General features: G+C 65.7%; 17 protein-coding genes, 1 pseudogene and 1 riboswitch. Of the genes and pseudogenes, 11 read left to right on the top strand and 7 right to left on the bottom strand.

Going from position 1 to position 17,691, the window contains the following annotated elements; all coding sequences use genetic code 11:
• Positions 1-19 precede the first annotated feature (19 nt).
• Positions 20-888, bottom strand: a protein-coding gene (locus BAY60_RS19495; RefSeq protein ID WP_425466479.1) for an IS5 family transposase whose coding sequence is annotated in 2 segments (ribosomal slippage) — positions 20-535 and positions 538-888 — 867 coding nt in all. Because the reading frame shifts where the segments join, the coding sequence is not laid out codon by codon here.
• A gap of 198 nt (positions 889-1,086) precedes the next feature.
• Between BAY60_RS19495 and BAY60_RS19490 the strand changes: the two genes are divergently transcribed.
• Entirely contained in the window at positions 1,087-1,833 is a 747-nt protein-coding gene (locus BAY60_RS19490; protein ID WP_146771042.1) for a ZIP family metal transporter, read from the top strand.
• Positions 1,834-1,842: 9 nt separating this feature from the next.
• Here BAY60_RS19490 and ctaD (BAY60_RS19485) read toward each other — a convergent pair whose 3' ends face one another.
• From ctaD (BAY60_RS19485) to BAY60_RS19475, 3 genes are all read right to left on the bottom strand, one after another.
• Positions 1,843-3,603 (bottom strand): aa3-type cytochrome oxidase subunit I, encoded by a 1,761-nt coding sequence (ctaD, locus tag BAY60_RS19485; protein WP_112282308.1) that lies wholly within the window; start codon positions 3,601-3,603, stop codon positions 1,843-1,845.
• 94 nt (positions 3,604-3,697) lie between these two features.
• Positions 3,698-4,453, bottom strand: a complete 756-nt coding sequence (locus tag BAY60_RS19480) for a CbtA family protein (protein ID WP_245992625.1) — start codon at positions 4,451-4,453, stop codon at positions 3,698-3,700.
• 11 nt (positions 4,454-4,464) lie between these two features.
• Entirely contained in the window at positions 4,465-4,656 is a 192-nt protein-coding gene (locus BAY60_RS19475; protein ID WP_112282306.1) for a CbtB domain-containing protein, read from the bottom strand.
• Positions 4,657-4,685: 29 nt separating this feature from the next.
• Positions 4,686-4,870, bottom strand: a riboswitch (cobalamin riboswitch).
• Positions 4,871-5,937: 1,067 nt separating this feature from the next.
• On the opposite strand from BAY60_RS19475, the gene BAY60_RS19465 reads away from it, so the two are divergent.
• The 3 genes from BAY60_RS19465 (at position 5,938) to BAY60_RS19455 (ending at position 7,966) form a co-directional block, all read left to right on the top strand.
• Complete coding sequence (locus tag BAY60_RS19465) at positions 5,938-6,555, top strand: DUF305 domain-containing protein (protein ID WP_112282304.1); 618 nt, start codon at positions 5,938-5,940, stop codon at positions 6,553-6,555.
• A gap of 95 nt (positions 6,556-6,650) precedes the next feature.
• Positions 6,651-7,016: a BlaI/MecI/CopY family transcriptional regulator gene (locus tag BAY60_RS19460; RefSeq protein ID WP_112282303.1), complete on the top strand. Its 366-nt coding sequence runs from the start codon at positions 6,651-6,653 to the stop codon at positions 7,014-7,016.
• The gene (locus BAY60_RS19455; RefSeq protein WP_112282302.1) at positions 7,013-7,966 is read left to right on the top strand and encodes a M56 family metallopeptidase; all 954 of its coding nucleotides are present in this window, start codon (positions 7,013-7,015) and stop codon (positions 7,964-7,966) included. The genes BAY60_RS19460 and BAY60_RS19455 overlap by 4 nt, the downstream gene beginning before the upstream one ends.
• Before the next feature lie 230 nt (positions 7,967-8,196).
• On the opposite strand, the gene BAY60_RS19450 is transcribed toward BAY60_RS19455, so the two are convergent.
• Positions 8,197-8,436 (bottom strand): BlaI/MecI/CopY family transcriptional regulator, encoded by a 240-nt coding sequence (locus tag BAY60_RS19450; protein ID WP_112282301.1) that lies wholly within the window; start codon positions 8,434-8,436, stop codon positions 8,197-8,199.
• 51 nt (positions 8,437-8,487) lie between these two features.
• Between BAY60_RS19450 and BAY60_RS37960 the strand changes: the two genes are divergently transcribed.
• The 3 genes from BAY60_RS37960 to BAY60_RS19440 all read left to right on the top strand — a co-directional run bounded on the left by BAY60_RS37960 (position 8,488) and on the right by BAY60_RS19440 (position 12,148).
• A complete protein-coding gene (locus tag BAY60_RS37960; RefSeq protein ID WP_281272732.1) occupies positions 8,488-8,613 on the top strand; it encodes a hypothetical protein in 126 nt (41 codons plus the stop codon).
• 158 nt (positions 8,614-8,771) lie between these two features.
• Complete coding sequence (ctaD, locus tag BAY60_RS19445) at positions 8,772-10,544, top strand: aa3-type cytochrome oxidase subunit I (RefSeq protein ID WP_112282300.1); 1,773 nt, start codon at positions 8,772-8,774, stop codon at positions 10,542-10,544.
• Between the two features lie 53 nt (positions 10,545-10,597).
• Complete coding sequence (locus BAY60_RS19440) at positions 10,598-12,148, top strand: multicopper oxidase family protein (RefSeq protein WP_112282299.1); 1,551 nt, start codon at positions 10,598-10,600, stop codon at positions 12,146-12,148.
• Between the two features lie 25 nt (positions 12,149-12,173).
• Here BAY60_RS19440 and BAY60_RS19435 read toward each other — a convergent pair whose 3' ends face one another.
• Together BAY60_RS19435 and BAY60_RS19430 are read right to left on the bottom strand one after the other, a co-directional pair.
• The gene (locus BAY60_RS19435) at positions 12,174-13,784 is read right to left on the bottom strand and encodes a DUF6119 family protein (protein WP_112282298.1); all 1,611 of its coding nucleotides are present in this window, start codon (positions 13,782-13,784) and stop codon (positions 12,174-12,176) included.
• 203 nt (positions 13,785-13,987) lie between these two features.
• A complete protein-coding gene (locus tag BAY60_RS19430; RefSeq protein WP_112282496.1) occupies positions 13,988-14,572 on the bottom strand; it encodes a TetR/AcrR family transcriptional regulator in 585 nt (194 codons plus the stop codon).
• Between the two features lie 100 nt (positions 14,573-14,672).
• On the opposite strand from BAY60_RS19430, the gene BAY60_RS19425 reads away from it, so the two are divergent.
• The 4 genes and pseudogenes from BAY60_RS19425 to nicT all read left to right on the top strand — a co-directional run bounded on the left by BAY60_RS19425 (position 14,673) and on the right by nicT (position 17,532).
• Entirely contained in the window at positions 14,673-14,936 is a 264-nt protein-coding gene (locus BAY60_RS19425) for a hypothetical protein (RefSeq protein WP_112282297.1), read from the top strand.
• Positions 14,933-15,466 carry a DUF2269 domain-containing protein gene (locus BAY60_RS19420; RefSeq protein ID WP_112282296.1) on the top strand — a complete coding sequence of 178 codons (534 nt, stop codon included), beginning with the start codon at positions 14,933-14,935 and terminating at the stop codon, positions 15,464-15,466. The genes BAY60_RS19425 and BAY60_RS19420 overlap by 4 nt, the downstream gene beginning before the upstream one ends.
• Positions 15,467-15,566: 100 nt before the next feature.
• Positions 15,567-16,243, top strand: a pseudogene (locus BAY60_RS19415) (response regulator transcription factor); the annotation flags it as partial.
• A gap of 170 nt (positions 16,244-16,413) precedes the next feature.
• Complete coding sequence (nicT, locus tag BAY60_RS19410) at positions 16,414-17,532, top strand: Nickel transporter NicT (RefSeq protein ID WP_112282295.1); 1,119 nt, start codon at positions 16,414-16,416, stop codon at positions 17,530-17,532.
• Positions 17,533-17,691 lie beyond the last annotated feature (159 nt).

Here is a 17,691-nt window from a genome sequence, read left to right as displayed (position 1 = left end):
CTAGGTCGTGTCCTGTAATTCATCGTAGCCAGAGGATGATGGCGGCGATGGTGAGTTCTGCCTGGTAGTAGGCGGCGCGTTTGGCGTAGCGGGTGGCTAGGTCGCGGAACTGTTTGAGCCGGTTGAAGCAGCGTTCGACGACGTTGCGCTGCTTGTACAACTCGGCGTCGAAGGCGGGCGGGCGTCCGCCCCGTGAGCCGTGCGCGGCGCGGCGGGCGATTTGGTCGTCGCGTTCGGGGCTGACGAACCGGATCCGGCGTTGCCGCAGGGCGCGGCGGGTCGAGGGGTGCGAATAGGCCTTGTCCGCGATCACCACCTCGGGACGGCGGCGCGGGCGACCAGGCCCGGTGCGAGCGACCCGGATCCCGTCCAGCAGCGGCACCAATTGTGGATTGTCACCAGCCTGCCCCGGGGTGAGCACAACCCGCATGGGCAGCCCGCGTCCCTCGACCACGAGGTGGATCTTGGTGCTCAATCCGCCGCGGGAACGTCCGAGTCCTTCACCGTCGACCGCGATCGCCTCGACGGAGGACGTGCAGCCCCCTTTTTCCGGGCTCCCGCAGCATGCTGGTGAGCCCGGACCACCGAGGAATCGACACTGATGACCCACTCCACGTCCCCGACAGCGTCGTCTTTGACGATCACCTCGTCCAGAATCCGCTGCCAGGTACCGTCCTTGGTCCACAACCGCAGCCGCTCATGGGCGGTCTTCCACGGCCCATACCGTTCGGGCAGATCACGCCAGGGCGCGCCGGTCCGAAGCTTCCACAGAATCGCATTGATCACCTGCCGGTGATCCCGCCACCGCCGCCCCGGCCCCGACACCGCCGGCAGCAGCGGCTCAATCCGCGCCCAGGCCCGATCCGTCAACTCACCCCGACCAACCACGGACAAGATCAAACCCCATCCGCAGCTAGATCATTTACAGGACACGCCCTAGAGGCTGTCACCCTGCGCCTGGACTATCCCTGGCAGGACGGCCAGCCCTACCTGGTCTCGCTGCTCACCGCGACCGGTGTCGTAATCGAGCACGAGATCCCGGCCGCGGTGAACACGCCACGCGCGAGCGGCGGCTTCTTCGCCGCAATGACGCTGCTCGGCACGTACGTCGGGATCATCCCCGTGGTGCTGGGCATGCTGTTCCTGCCGACGTTGCGGCGCCTCGGCCAACGGGGCACGCGGGTACTGCTCGGGGTGACCGTCGGTTTGCTGGTCTTTCTGGCCGTTGACGCCACCCTCGAAGGCGTCGAGCTCGCCGAAAGCAATGGCGGCGCCTTCGGCGGCCCGGCGCTCGTGGTACTAGGCGCCGTCCTGGCCTACCTCGCGCTCAGCGCCGTCGATCATCGGCTGAAAGACCGCCAGCAGCACGCGGAGAAGCCTGGCGGACTACGGCTCGCCGTCATGATCTCGGCCGGAATCGGGCTGCACAATCTGGGCGAGGGACTCGCGATCGGCGCCGCCTACGCCGTCGGCGAACTCGCCCTCGGCGCGGCACTGGTCATCGGCTTCACCATCCAGAACACCACCGAGGGCCTCGCGATCGTCTCACCACTGACCCGACAACGACGCCCCACCGTCCCCCAGCTGCTAGGCCTCGGAATCCTCGCCGGCGCGCCCGCCATTGCGGGAGCGCTCCTCGGGGCCGCGGTGAACAACGCGGAACTCTCCGCGTTCCTGATCGGGATCGGAGTGGGCGCGATCGCCCAAGTCATCGTCCAAATCGCACCGTCGCTCCGGGACAAGACGGGCAGGCTGCTCGCCCCCGCCACCGCCGGTGGCATCACGGCCGGCCTGCTCGCCATGTACCTCACCGGACTGCTCGTGACGGCGTGACAACCACCCTCACCTGCCGGTGTCGCCTTTGGTCGCCTCGGGCGCGGTCTTTGGCGGTGGCTCGGGGTTCGCGGCATGCGGTATGGCCTTGCCAGTGAGGGTGATGTGCCCTTCTCCGTGCAGCCGTTCGATCATGTGCGGATAGTGCAGTTCGAACGCGGGCCGCTCGGAGCGAATCCGCGGCAGCTCGGTGAAGTTGTGCCGCGGCGGCGGGCAGGACGTCGCCCACTCCAGCGAGTTGCCGTAGCCCCACGGGTCGTCCACCTCGACGACGTCGCCGTAGCGGTAGCTGCGCACCACGTTCCACAGGAACGGCAGCATCGAAAGTCCCAGCACGAACGCCCCGATCGTCGAGATCGTGTTCAGCATCGTGAAACCGTCGGAGGGCAGATAGTCCGCATAGCGGCGCGGCATGCCCTCGGCGCCCAGCCAATGCTGCACCAGGAATGTCAGGTGGAAGCCGATGAACGTCAGCCAGAAATGCAGCTTGCCCAGCGGCTCGTCGAGCATCCGCCCGGTGATCTTCGGGAACCAGAAATACACACCCGCGAACGTGGCGAACACGATCGTGCCGAACAGCACGTAGTGGAAGTGCGCCACCACGAAGTAGCTGTCGGTGATCTGGAAGTCCAACGGTGGCGCGGCCAGCAGCACGCCAGTCAGCCCACCCAGCAGGAAGGTCACCAGAAAGCCGACTGAGAACAACATCGGTGTCTCGAAGGTCAGCGTGCCCTTCCACATCGTCCCGATCCAGTTGAAGAACTTGATCCCGGTCGGCACCGCGATGGCGAACGTGAGGAACGAGAAGAACGGCAACAGCACGGCACCGGTGGCGAACATGTGGTGCGCCCACACGGCGAACGACAGCGCCGTGATGCCCATCGTCGCGAACACCATCAACCGGTAGCCGAACAGCGGTTTCCGGCTGAACACCGGGATGATCTCGGTGATGATGCCGAAGAACGGCAACGCCACGATGTAGACCTCGGGATGGCCGAAGAACCAGAAAAGGTGCTGCCACAGGATCACGCCCCCGTTGGCCGGGTCGAATGCATGCGCCCCGAGCAGCCGGTCGGCGGCAAGCGCGAACAACGCCGCCGTGAGGATGGGAAACGCCGCCAGGATCAGGACACTGGTGAACAGGATGTTCCAGGTGAAGATCGGCATCCGCCACATCGTCATCCCAGGGCACCGCAGGCACACGATCGTCGTAATCACGTTGACGGCACCGAGGATGGTGCCGAGCCCGGACACGATCAGCCCGAAGATCCACAGCTCGCCGCCGATGCCCGGCGAGTATTCGGCGCGCGCGAGTGGCGTGTAGGCCGTCCAGCCGAAGTCAGCACCGCCGCCGGGTGTCAGAAGTGAGGCGACCACGATCGTGCCGCCGAACAGGAACAGCCAGTAGGACAAGGCGTTCAGCCGGGGAAACGCCATGTCCGGCGACCCGATCTGCAGCGGCATCACCAGGTTGGCGAACGCGAACAGGTTCGGCGTCGCGTACAGCAACAGCATGATCGTGCCGTGCATGGTGAACAGCTGATTGTACTGCTCCTGGGACAGGAACTGCAGCCCAGGCCGGGCGAGCTCGCCGCGCATCAGCAGCGCGAGCGCCCCACCGATCAGGAAGAACGCGAACGACGTGGTGAGATAGAGAATGCCGATCTGCTTGTGATCGGTAGTCCGCAGCAACGACAGCAGCCGGGAACCCTTGGGTGCCCGATGGGCAGCAGCACGCCGTAGGGCGATACGGCCGGGTCGGACTGCCATGACCGGACTCCACTCGCGTGACCGTGGTCACCTTCCACTATGATGGATAGTAGTTCAGTGAGCAAGGTCACGCGAGTGGCTTCACCGGCACGGGTCAGGTCGGCGCTACAGCCGCGCGCTGTCCCGCTGCCCAGCGACGCGCAGAGGGGTCGACGAGCAGGCCGAAGCCGACGCCGAGCCCGGCCCACAGCGCCGCCAGCTCGAACAGCGACGCCAGTCGCCATTGCCAGAGCAGCGCCGCGGGGACATCCGGCGGGATCGGGTCCGGGTTCGCCGGCCACACCACGAAGGCCACGCCGGCGAGAACAATCGCGCCACCTGCGGCGACGACACCGCGCATGGGGCCAGGCCAGTGGCGTTTCGCGAGCGCACGGTATGCCCAATGGGCGAGTAACGCCAGTACCAGTCCCGCGGCGATCAACGAGACGTACATGCTCGTGCGCTGGTCGACGGTGGCGGGATCGCCGACGCCGGGCGGGTTCGCCGGATACTTCACCATCGGCAGCAACACGATCGCCGCGAAACCCACGGCAGCGAGGTGCAGGCTGCGAGCGAAGGCACTCTGCCGGTGGACACGCTCTGCGACCCACCGGTAGACGACGGCGAACACGATCCCGATCAGGACCGCCACGACGACCGCGGCCACCATCCCGCCCACGACCTGGGTCGGACGGCTGAACAGGTCCCCGCCGCGTGCGCCGGGGGCCGCGGGACGAGCGTCCTCGATCGCGAGCGCCGCCCGCATCGGCCTTTCGACGATCAGCAGGGACACCAGGGCGGCCACCACGCCCGCCAGCAGCCCGGCGAGCGCACCACGCGCAACGAGCTTCTTCATGTCATACGCAGTCATCTCGCCGCTCCTCAGTGACACGGCACGCCCAGCGCGTGCCGTCCATCGTGAACGAACTCGTGGATGAATTCGGCTGCTTGCCCGAGCAGCATGCCGTTTTCCTGCAGGACCAGATAGAGCGCCAGCAGCGAGGACATCGCCAGCAGCCATGCCCACAACGGAACCGTGCGCACCGAACGCGAAACAGGTACAGGGGTCGTCATCGACGCCTTCCTTCCATACCTCGTGGAACCGGACCAGAACCGCCGCAGTCGGTCTCCTGACTCCCGGTTCCTCGCGAACGCCCGCCTTCCCAGACCCGACTCTCAGGTCCAGTGGCTGACTCGAAACGTCGTGGACGTGCGCATCCCGGTCACAGTGGCGAGGACCGTGCCGGACTCACACCGGCTTCCCAGCACTGCGGCTCAGTCAGCGTAGGCAGGCGAAGCACCAGCCACAAGGCCGCGAGATCCCGCGTGGACCACGCCACAGCTAATCCGATTCTACTACCGTAGATAGTATATTTGGTGTAGTCTTGATGGCCCGCGATGGCGGCAGCATCGATACGAGTGCTTTCCCACGATGAGCAGTACAGCGCAAGAGCCACGCGTTCGTTCCCGCGGCGACCATAGACCAGGCGAGCCGGCGCCGAGATGGAGCTGCACCTGGACGCCCACGACGAAGCCAATCTCGCGCGGGGCTCATTCGACCGTAGACCGAGCCTGTCCGGCCAGATCCAGCACTCTTTCGCGGAGCCGTGTTCACGATCGCCGAGGAGAAGGACCGCCGCATGTCGCCATTCGGGACGCTGGCGATCTGAAGCGCCGGAACCCAGCCATCGGACGACCAGGTAACGAGCGAGCGGTACCGGAATGTTGGCAGGCTAGCAGCAATTCGTCCAGCAACGTGAACCGCGACAGCACGGTTAGCGTGTCACCTCCGGCCGCCGAGCAACAGGTTCATCGGCTCCCGATGCCCGGAGCCCACTGAGGAGTCGCTACCGTAAACGCTATGCGAGCGAGCACCCATCGAGGACAGCAGGTGCTCTTGCTGTGCGTGCTTGCCTTCGCTGTGCTCGGTATGCACCACACACCCTTCCTCACGGCTCACGCGGCGATGGCCGACGACTCCCCCGCCGCCGCAGCAATGCCCGAGGCACCGAGCAGCGTGAGTGGAATGCTCGAGCCTCCCTCAGCTGGCGATCCGGCACCGGGAGCTGGCCACGACTTGATGCACCTGTGCCTCGCGGTGCTGCTCGCGGCTACCGGACTCGTACTGCTCGCCTCATGGCTCGTCACCACACTCAGCGCTCGAACACATGTTCGTCGGATCGGCGCGCGCTCATCCACACACCCCGGGAACAGATCACCACCGCGAGCCGGACGGTCCTTGCTCACCTCTGTCTGCATCCTGCGCATCTAGATGGTCACCCAGCGTTGCCCCAATGGCACGCAGGGAAGTCCTGACGTTGAACAGTCCTAGACAGACAGAAGGTTGAAGCATTCATGAAGAAGACACTGATCGGCGCGAGCGCCGCGGCGATCCTCACGCTCGTCGTCGGCTGCGGCGGTAACGATGACGACATGTCGGGCATGGACATGGGCCAGAGCGGAACCTCGGCCCCGGCTACCAGCGCGGAGCAGGCCGGCCACAACGACGACGACATCGCCTTCGCGCAGATGATGATCCCGCACCACCAGCAGGCGGTGGACATGGCCAAGATGGCCGTCGAACGCGCCACCGACCCGAAGGTGAAAGACCTCGCCACCCGCATCCAGGGCGCGCAGGATCCCGAGATTCAGCAGATGACCAATCTGCTGAAGAACTGGGGCGCACCGGCGACGCCGACCATGTCGAGCATGCCCGGCATGGATATGCCCGGCATGGAGGGCATGGAAGGCGGCATGAGCGACGAGGAGATGCGGCAGCTCGAGCAGGCCTCGGGTGCCGACTTCGATCGGCTGTGGATGGAAATGATGATCAAGCACCATCAGGGTGCCGTCGACATGGCCGAGGCGGAGCTGAAGAACGGCAGCAACGCCGAGGCCAAGGCACTGGCGCAGCGGATCATCGACGCTCAGGAGGCGGAGATCAGCGAGATGCAGGCGATGCTCGGCCAGTAATGAGCTGAGCAGTGAGCCCTGTGCGGGGAGCAGCCCCTGGCCTGCTCCCCGCACAGCGGCACCTCGCGTACGATGTTGCTTCGTAAGGAGGTGCCATGCACGGTCTCGGCGAACTCGAAGCCGCGGTGATGGACGTGCTCTGGGACGCGGAGGAACCGATCAAGGTCCGCGATGTGCTGGAGCAGCTCGACACCGGCAGGCAGCTGGCCTACACCACGGTGATGACCGTACTGGACAATCTGCACCGCAAGGAGTGGGTCGAGCGGGAGCTCCACGGTAAGGCCTACTACTACGAACCTTCGTTCAGCCGCGAGGAAGCCGCCGCGCAGGCCCTGCGTGACGTGCTGGACTCCTCGGGTAACCCCGAGGCGGTGCTGATGCACTTCATCGCCTCGGGATCCGACGAGGAAACCGACCTGCTGCGCAGCGCGCTGCGCAAGAAGCGGGTCCGGCGCCGATGACGATCGCCGTCGCGTTGCTCGCCGGTGCGCTCGCCGCAGGCTGGTTTGTTCCCGGTCTCCTGCGGCGGATGGACCTGCGCCGCCGCGACCCGCTGCTGCTGATCGTGGCGTGGCTGATCTCGATGGCCGGTGTCGTGCTCACTGCGGCGGCCGGTGTATTGCTGTTACTGACACCAGGCCACGGTGCGAGCGCCTCCCTGCTCGCCCTCATTGATCGGTGCTGGGCCGCGCTCCAGCACGGCTCGCCACCCCGGGTCGAGGAGTTCGCCGGCCTGCTCGGCGGAGCGCTGCTGGGCGCCTTCGCGATCCGGCTGGTGATCGTCTCCATCCGCGGCGCTCGGCAGCGAGCCCGCAAACGTCAGGAGAATCTCTCCGTCCTGCGGCTGGCCGCCCGGACGGAGACCGGCCCGCCGGACACCCTGTGGCTCCCGCACGACCACCCGCTCGCGTTCAGCATGGCCGGCCGTCCCGGCGTCGTCGTGGCGACCGAGGGCCTCACCAGGCACCTCGACGGCCCCGCGGTCGCGGCCGTCCTCACGCACGAACACGCGCACCTCGCCGGCAGGCACCACCTCCTGGTCGCCACCGCGGATGCGTTGCGCGCCGCGTTGCCGTTCGTGCCGCTGTTCCGGCAGGCTCCGCGGGCGATCCGCGAGCTGGTCGAATTGGCCGCCGACGCCGAGGCCGTGCGCAGCTGCGGGCCCGCCGCGGTGCGCACCGCACTGCTGAACGTGTCCAGCCACGGCGCGCCGAGTACGTCGCTGGCCATGGCCCAGGAGGCCGTGGACCTGCGGCTCGCTCGGCTGCGCCACGGATCCGTCCCGCCGGGCAAACTACGCAGGTCGATCTCCTGCGGGATCATGGGCATGACGGCAGCGACCCTGCCATTCCTCACCGGATCTACCTTGCTGCTGGGAATCGCCCTGATCAGCTGCTCGCCGGGCAGCTAGCCAGGTCGTGGGTGCCTAGCAGGGTTACAAATGGAACACGGCTAAACACTCACGACCAGTTCAGTGCCAGGTGGTCGCGTCTGCCGAACCGTTCGAGGTTGCCGGCGATGATGTCTTGGAATTCGTTGCAAGCTTTCCTTCTTGGTGGCTTCGACGCGCAGCGTCAGCGTGTCCGGCCCCGGCCTGCATAGTGCACCGTCCCAGTTCAAGCGGAGCGTTCGCGGAGATCGTCATCGGCCTCCGCCTCCGCGAGGAAATGCGCGTCCGATCGCCTGGTAGGCGTACCCCCGGCCAGCTCGCTGCCGCTGCACCGCGCCCTCGTCGGCCAGTCGCGCGAGAACGGTCATCACGGTCGTGTAGGCCAGCGGCCGGGACCTCGCGGCGTAGAGCCGGTCCAGCACATCGCGCACACTCAGCGGACCAGCGCCCGCCCACAACGCCTCGAGGACCTCGCCCTCCAACGTGCCCACGACGCCTCCCGCCGATCTCCTACTACTACGACAGCATCGTTGGAGAAACCGGTGAGCGAAGGGGCGCAGCTTGCGCTCGACATCGTCGGCGTGGCCGCCTCGAGTGCCAACGCCGTGTACCACGCCACCGGCACACGAGTCCGCAGCCTGCCGATCACGCCCGACAAGCTGCTGTGAACGACCCCCGCAGCCTTGATCGAGCTAATTACTACGTCATATAGTAGTCGCGTCGTCAAAGCCGCTCAAGACCCGTGTCGATCGGCACACGAACCAGTCATCTACTATCACTTCTAGTAGTTTGGGTGCGGCTGAGCCGCCAGGGATGGAGTTCGAGCATGGTTGTGACACCGGCACCTGTTGCTGTGCGCCCGTCGCCGGTGGGTGAGGCGCCGAAGGGTTCGTACCTGCTGCGGTTGTTCCGCACAACGGATCACAAGCAGATCGGCATCATGTACCTGGTCACGTCGTTCGCCTTCTTCATGGTGGGCGGGGCGATGGCCATGTTCATCCGCACCGAGCTGGCTCGCCCCGGGCTTCAGTTCTTGTCGCAGGAGCAGTACAACCAGCTGTTCACCATGCACGGCACGATCATGCTGCTGCTCTACGCGACACCGGTGCTGTTCGGATTCGCGAACTTCATCCTGCCCCTGCAGATCGGCTCACCGGATGTCGCCTTCCCACGGCTGAACGCGCTCAGCTACTGGCTGTATCTGTTCGGCGGCCTGACCGCCGTCGGCGGGTTCCTCACCCCGGGCGGCGCGGCCGACTTCGGCTGGTTCGCCTACACGCCACTGTCGAACGCGATCTACTCCCCCGGCGTGGGCGCGGACCTGTGGATCACCGGCCTGCTGGTGTCCGGTCTGGGCACCATCCTCGGCGCCGTCAACATGATCACCACCGTCGTATGCCTGCGCGCGCCAGGAATGACCATGTGGCGGATGCCCATCTTCACCTGGAACATCCTGGTCACGAGCATCCTCATCCTCATCGCGTTCCCGATCCTCACCGCCGCCCTGTTCGGCCTGCTCGCCGACCGCCGTCTCGGCGCCCATGTGTTCGATCCGGCCAACGGCGGAGTGATCCTGTGGCAGCACCTGTTCTGGTTCTTCGGCCACCCCGAGGTCTACATCGTCGCGCTGCCGTTCTTCGGCATCGTGTCGGAGATCTTCCCCGTGTTCAGCCGCAAACCGGTGTTCGGCTACAAGGGCCTCATCTGGGCCACGCTCGCCATCGCGGCGCTCTCGGTGTCCGTGTGGGCGCACCACATGTACGCCACCGGCGCGGTGCTGCTGCCGTTCTTCTCGTTCATGACCTTCCTGATCGCGGTGCCGACCGGGGTGAAGTTCTTCAACTGGATCGGCACCATGTGGAAGGGACAGCTGACCTTCGAGTCGCCGATGCTGTTCTCGATCGGCTTCATCGTCACCTTCCTCTTCGGCGGTCTGTCGGGTGTCCTGCTCGCGGCCCCCGCGATCGACTTCCAGGTGTCCGATTCGTACTTCGTGGTGGCGCACTTCCACTACGTGCTCTACGGCACGATCGTGTTCGCCACGTTCGCAGGGATCTACTTCTGGTTCCCCAAGATCACCGGCCGGATGATGGACGAGAAGTTGGGCAAGCTGCATTTCTGGACGACGTTCATCGGCTTCCATACGACATTCCTTGTCCAGCACTGGCTTGGTGCTGAGGGCATGCCACGCCGCTATGCCGACTACCTCGCGAGCGATGGGTTCACCACGCTGAACACCATCTCCACGATCGGCGCCTACATCCTCGGCGCCTCGACGCTGCCGTTCATCTGGAACGTCTTCAAGAGCTACCGGTATGGCGAGATCGTGCAGGTGGACGACCCGTGGGGCTACGGCAACTCGCTGGAGTGGGCCACGAGCTGCCCACCGCCGCGGCACAACTTCACCGAACTGCCCCGCATCCGCTCGGAGCGACCCGCGTTCGAGCTGCACTACCCGCACATGATCGAACGCATCCGGGACGAGGGGCACATCACCTTCACGGGCAAGCCGCTACCGCACCCCGAAGCCATACCGACGCCCTCCGAGGCGCTCACCACATCGGTCGATTCTGGTAGCACGACCGAGCGTGCGAGGTAACGCTCGGGAACGATCATCGCAACCGGTCCACTACCGATCCGCACGAGGGACACATGACCGCACCGTTTCGCCGCATCAGCCGCCGTGGCTTCTTAATCCTGGGAGCGGGGGTGACGACCGCCGCCGGCCTGGCCGCCTGCACATCCGGAAACGCCAGTCCTCCCGCACCCACCAGGATCGGGCCGAAGTCGCCGCAGGTCGCGGCCACGGAACGAAATCGCCGCACCGCGAGCACCCGGTCGACGTCGGTGTCGCTCGAAGCTGACGTCAGTGAGATCGATCTCGGCGGCATCCAAGTGAAGACCTGGACCTACGGCGGTGAGGTGCCCGGTAAGGAGATCCGGATCACACGCGGTGACGTGCTGAACGCCGAACTGTCGAACAAGCTGCCCCAGCCGACGACCGTTCATTGGCACGGCCTCGCGCTGCGCAACGACATGGACGGCGTGCCGGTGCTCACTCAGCCCGAGATCAAGGCCGGGACTTCGTTCTCCTACGAGTTCGTGGCGCCCGATGCGGGCACCTATTGGTTCCACCCGCACGTCGGCACGCAACTGGACCGCGGCCTGTACACACCGCTCATCGTCGAGGACCCGGCCGACGGTTCCGACTACGACACCGAGCTGGTCATTGTGCTCGATGACTGGCTGGACGGCATCGACGGCCGCGATCCGGACACCGTGCTGGCCGGGCTCAAGAAGAACGGCATGATGATGGGTGAGTCCGGCGACTCCTCCATGCCCGGCATGGACCACGGCGACATGCCAGGCATGGGCGGGATGCCGCAGTCCGAGCTGCTCGGCGGCGACGCCGGCGACGTCACCTACCGGTACGTGCTCGCCAACGGCCGCATCTCCGCCGCCCCACGGACGTTTCGGGCCAGGCCTGGCCAGCGTATCCGGCTGCGTCTGATCAACGCCGCGGCGGACACCGCTTTCCGGGTCGGCGTTCCTGGTGTGCCCATGACCATCACGCACACCGACGGCTTCCCCGTCGTGCCTCAGCGGGCCGACGTCGTGCTCCTCGGCATGGGCGAACGGCTCGACGCGATCATCACCGTTCCGAACTCCACCGTCCCCGTCCTGGCCTTGGCCGAAGGGCGCGACACCTACGCCCAGGTCCTGCTCCAGAGCGGCCGCCCCGGCGATCCGGCGGCCGGTGACACCGCCGCTTCGCAAGTCGCGGCTCTGCCCGTGCTCACGGCGAGCAACCTGAAGGCCGCCGACGAGGTCACGCTCCGGGAGAAAGCACCGGACGTCACCCACACCCTCGTACTCGAAGGCCCCGGCGCCAAATACGACTGGACCATCAACGGCAAGACCTACGACCCGGGCGACGGCCTGCCGATCCGGACAGGACAGCGAGTACGCCTTCGATTCGAGAACAAGTCGACGATGTTCCACCCCATGCACGTGCACGGCCATACGTTCCAGATACTCGGGAAGAACGGTCGCGGAGCCCGCAAGGACACCGCGATGACCGTGCCCGGCACCACGCTGGACGTCGACTTCGACGCCAACAACCCCGGACAGTGGCTGACCCACTGCCACAACATCTATCACAGCGAAGCCGGGATGATGACCGTCGTGTCCTACGTCGAGTAGCGCGGCCGGCGCCAGTGTCACGACGCTACGCCGGTAGCTTGTCGATCTTGGCCAGCGAGACCTTGAAGCCGCAGCTCTTGATGGCCTCGGCATGCATTTTCAGGGCCGCCCGCGAAAAGAAGTACATGATGTCCTTGAGATCGCCTGGCTTACTCGTGGCGATGGCGAAGACCACCGTCCACTGTGAGGCTTCGCCGAACGCGGCAGCTGGATCGAGCTGACGAAGCCTGTCCATTAGTTTGTCGCGGTAGGTCTGGTTGGTCATGAGCATGCGGGCGGAAACGGATCCTTGCTGGAAGAGGTGGCTCATCTTGTCCGAGCCGTCCATGCGCTTGACGCAGATCAGTTGTTTGTCCTTCGTGAGCAGGTCGCAGATTTCGACCCGCTCACCAGCACGGCCTCGGTAGAGATCGCGGTCCAGCAAGACATACCGGCGTTCCCGCGCGACCCACCGGTTGTAGCGCTCCTCCCCGTAGCGGCCCTCGACGTGGGCCTTGAGGTAGGAGTCGTTCCAGGCCGGCAGGCGCTGATCCTCCGGCCAGAGATCTACGAAGTCACGCAAGTAACGATCGACGAGCTCGACGTACTCCTGGTCGATCCGAAACCATGCCCCGGCCGTCAAAGTGTAGTGGCGAGTCTCGTCACCGACCTGATACGGAACACTGACCACGGCATATGACCGGAGCGGCTTACGGTCACCCACCACATGTTCGGAGAGGTCGAAAGGCTCCACTTTGACCGATGCCAGCGGCTTGTTCCATCCTTTGACTTGGTCAATGGCGTCGTAGACATCTTCGGTGCGCAGCTCGGTCAGCCAGGCTTGCTCTCGGCGCCGTGACAGCCGGTAGGCGTCGGCCAGCAGGTCGAACTCATCGGGCATCGCGAAACCGACATCACGATCGCGCCGGCGCACCGCCTCGCCGGCCAGCCGATCCAGGTGCTCAATGAGTGTTTTGTCGGTTTCGCGCCGGAAGTAATCCAGAAACGGAAAGTTCTCGCGATAACTGGTGGACTGGTAAAGGTCGAGAACCTGGCGCAGCTTCGGCCCGAGCTTGGTGAGGTCGAAGTCATCGATGCTCAGCTGGAGTGAGTCGGCGCCACGGGCGCTCTTGGCGAATCCGGTGACTGTGACATCCCCGCCGAACTTGCGGATCCACTCCTCGTCGGTGAGCAATCCGAGCGCGAACACCTCGTTGGGTACCGGGAGACGACTGGTGGCGTTACGGCGCCCCTTGCCCAGCCCACGAGCATCCGCCATCGTGATCTTGTCCGGATCGACGCAGTTCGCGGCTACCCGCAGGCCGAAGTCGAGTTCGACCGTCCCCTGATCGAGGGCGTGGAAGCCGGTGCCGAACGTGATCGCGAAGACGCGTTGGTGGACGTGCACCAGCAGTACAGCACCCGAGCTTTTGCTCGAAATCCGGCTCTCGGACTCGGCTTCCGCATCGGCGAAGATCGGGCGGACATAGTTCACCCAGCGCGCCTCGCGCTCCGGCGGCGTTCGGATGAACAACCGCCATGCCATATCGGCTGTCTCCGGCGGCTGGAGCGGCACCTCCCGGAACAGGTCGCGCCCACGCAACACCGTCTTGTCCAGTGCCACGCCCTCGCGCAGTAGATACAGCGTGATTCTCATCCAAGCCGTCACCTCACGGCTACCACTGTGGCCAGAAGACGCCCCGGGTCTCGACGCCGCTCGTCGCTGACCACCTATTCAGCCGCCACGATTCCGCTCGGACAGCCGAGCGAGAGTCACCGATAGTAATCGACGCGTTCGAGAACCTTACCGAGTCCTGGCTCGCGCGGGTGCTGCCGCTTTTCTACTGGCGCGCGCAGGACTCACTGCGGTGGGCGTAGCCCCGCGATGGTGACCGTGACGAGCCGGCGGACCGCGGACTCGGAGTGCAGGCTCCTGGCCGCGCCGAGTGCGTGCAGGCAGTACGTGGCGAGCTCGTGGGAATCGACGTCGTCCCGTACGCCGCCGGCCTCTGCGACTTCGGTCAGCAATTCCTTGAACAAGTGATGGACATGCTGCTCTGCCTGAGCAACGTGAGCCCCTTTGTGCAGCATCGCGGCGAGTTCGAGGCCGGCGTGATCGTGGGAGAAGCGGTCGCGGGCGATACGCGCATAGGCCTCCAGCACGGCTTGCAGCCGCTCCCCAGGAGCACCGTCCTGGTCTCGAAGTTCAGCCAACTGCTGGAGGTGACCTGCGATCTGCCGTTCGTGCCAGGCGAACAGGATCGCTTCAACATCAGGGAAGTACTTGTACAGCGTCGCCCGCCCGATGCCCGTTTTCTCAGCGATTTGCGACATCGTCACCGACAGCAGCCCGTGCTCGCTCACCAGTTCCGCGGTGGCATCCAAGATCGCCTCACGGACCGTTTGACGGTGCGACTCGATCGTCTCGTTCCAGAGCCTGGGCACTCTCGCAATATACATGACGACGATTTCGTGACACTATAGCTCGACATCGACATAGTGTATCGATAAACTGCCACCGCTCCGAGCGGATGAGGAGGTTCCCGTGGCCAACGTGCCGCCTGATCCCGCCACCAGTGATGACACCGACATGGGGTCCGCTCGTCCTTCGATCCCCAGCGCGCCACCCAAGGTGCCGCGCTGGGTGAAGGTGGCGGCGATCGTTGTCGGTATCCTGGTCCTGCTTGTCGTCATCGTGAAGCTCACCGGCCTCGGTGGCAATCACGGCCCAGGCCGCCACCTCGGCGCGGGCGAGACACCGTCGGCGAGCGTCATAGCGGTCCAGACGCCGTCCGGTGGCCGCGGATGACGATGTCACCTGGGCTGCGTAAGGTCTTACTCACCACGCATATCACCACGTCGGTCGGTTGGCTGGGCGCGGTCGTGGCCTACCTCGCCCTCGACATCACCGCCACGGCCAGCCAGGATGTGCAGACAGTGCGCGCCGCATATCTCGCCATGGGCGTGATAGTCACCTACGTCATCGTCCCGCTGGCCCTCGCCTCCGCGCTCATCGGAATCGTCAACTCGCTGGGCACCCCGTGGGGCCTGTTCCGGCACTACTGGGTCCTGGTCAAACTCCTGCTCACCGTCTTTGCCGCGATCGTGCTGCTGATCGAGGCATCGACCGTGAGCTACCTGGCGCGGGCCGCGGCGTCCGGCGCCGATCCTCGCCAACTGCCTGGCACCCTGCTGCACTCCATCGGCGGCTCCGTGGTGCTGCTCCTCGTCCTGATCCTCTCGGTGCACAAGCCGCGAGGCGTGACCCGCTATGGGTGGCGTCGGCAACAGGAGCAGCGGCGTCAGCAACGCGAGCGGCGTCAGGTGCCAGTGCGGTAGCGCCGTTTCTCACGATTCTCTTAATGTCGTCTCACCGTGGGCTCATGGCGGTGCGGTCCAATCAAGGCTCGAGACGAGCTTGGCGGGGAGTTGCTCATCGGTGCCAGCACGGGTAGTCGTGGTCGACGATGACGAGGCGCTGCGCGGCGCGGTCCGCCGAGCTCTGCGGCTCGAGGGCTACGACGTCGAGGTTGCCAGTGACGGTGCGGACGCGCTCACTAATCTTGCCGGTCCGAGGGTGGATCTGGTGGTCTTGGACGTGCTCATGCCTGTGCTGGACGGGATCACCGTGTGTCGTCGGCTGCGGGAGAGCGGGGACCGGACGCCCATTCTCATGCTGACGGCCCGCGATGCGGTGTCCGACCGGGTGGCCGGTTTGGAGGCCGGCGCCGACGACTACCTGACAAAGCCGTTCGCCCTCGAGGAGTTGCTCGCTCGCGTGAAAGCGCTGCTGCGGCGCAGCTACCCCGATCATGAGGGCGCCCTACGGGTTGCTGATCTCAAGCTGAACTCGCGGACTCGGCAGGTGGTGCGCGGCGACCCTGCCGTGGAGTTGACCCGGACCGAGTTCGCATTGCTGGAGCTGTTGATGCGCAACGCCGACGTGGTGTTGACCCGCGACGTGATCTGGGAGCGCGTGTGGGGCTTCGAGGACTCGGGCGGCTCGAACACCCTCGACGTATATGTAGGTTACCTGCGCCGCAAGATCGAGGCGGGGGTGAAACGCGGATGATCCACACGGTGCGACGAGGAACTCGGCCGTCTCGGCCAACGCCAGGTCCTCCTTGCACTGGCGCTGGCCAACGGCCTGGCCACAGCGGCGCCGTACTCGGAGAACCCTACCGGCTGGAAGGCTCGTCCCTGCTCGACCGGCTCACCACGTAAGGTGCCCAGCACGACACCTGCACATCTGTTCATACGAACCGGCATAGTGCATCATCGTGCGCATGGGAGACGTCATCGCGCCAGCCATTTCTGTCCCGGCCCGCCGCTGGGACCGCGGTGACTGGGTCTCGGCTGCCGGGATGGCCGCCTTCGTCCTGTTCCTCCATGTCGTGGGCTGGGGTCTGTTGGTGCTGGTCGTCGCGCCCCACAACTACAACCTCGGCATCGCTGGATCATTCGGTATCGGCCTCGGCGTGACGGCATATCTGCTCGGAGTGCGCCATGCGTTCGACGCCGACCACATCGCGGCGATCGACAACACGACCCGCAAGCTCGTCGGGGAGGGAACGCGCGCCCGCTCGGTGGGGTTCTGGTTCTCCCTCGGCCATTCGACCATTGTGTTCGGGTTGTGCGTGCTCGTGGCCCTGGGCATGCGCAGCCTCACCAGCCAGGTCGGCAACGACGCGTCACAACTCCAGCAGGTCGCCGGGCTGATCGGCACCCTCGTCTCGGGAACCTTCCTCATCTTCATCGGGCTGCTCAACCTGGGCGCGTTGATCGGAATCACCCGGATATTCCGGCGCATGCGCACGGGGGAGCTCGACGAGGACGAGCTGGAACGGCGGCTGGACGAGCGCGGTTTCCTGGCCCGCATTCTCGGCCGCGTCATGCGGGTGGTCCGCAAACCCTGGCACATGTACCCAGTCGGACTGTTGTTCGGGCTTGGCTTCGACACCGCGACCGAGGTCTCATTGCTCGTGCTCGCAGCCGGCGCCGCCGCGTTCACCCTGCCCTGGTACGCCATCCTTACGCTGCCGGTGCTGTTCGCCGCCGGCATGAGCCTGTTCGACGCCGCCGACGGCGTGTTCATGTCCGCCGCTTACCGGTGGGCGTTCCTCCGGCCGATCCGTAAGGTCTTCTACAACCTCACGGTGACGGCCCTCTCCGTCGGTGTCGCTCTCGTGATCGGCTTGATCGAGTTGTTGGGACTGCTCGCGACCAAGCTCGACATCACGTCGGGCCCGCTCGCCTGGATCGCCGGGATCGGCCTCGACAGCGTCGGCTACATCGTCGTGGCGGTCTTCGTGGTCACCTGGCTCATCGCCCTGGCCGTGTGGCGATTCGCACGCATCGAACAGCGCTGGGCCGCCCCGACGAACACCGGGCTCGAATCGCCTTAAATCTCGAGTCGTCGATGAGCCCGGGAGTCCCGGGCGGGACGGCCGGTACCTGCGGCCGGACGGTTGCCACCCACCTACTACTACATCTAGTATTCGGGTGAACACGGCGCGGCAGCCGAGCCTCCGGGCGGAGCGCTCCGACCGTACGGTCGCCGCGGG

This window comes from Prauserella muralis, assembly GCF_003202285.1.
GTDB lineage: Bacteria > Actinomycetota > Actinomycetes > Mycobacteriales > Pseudonocardiaceae > Prauserella_B > Prauserella_B muralis.
This window is presented reverse-complemented; position numbering and strand designations above follow the sequence as displayed.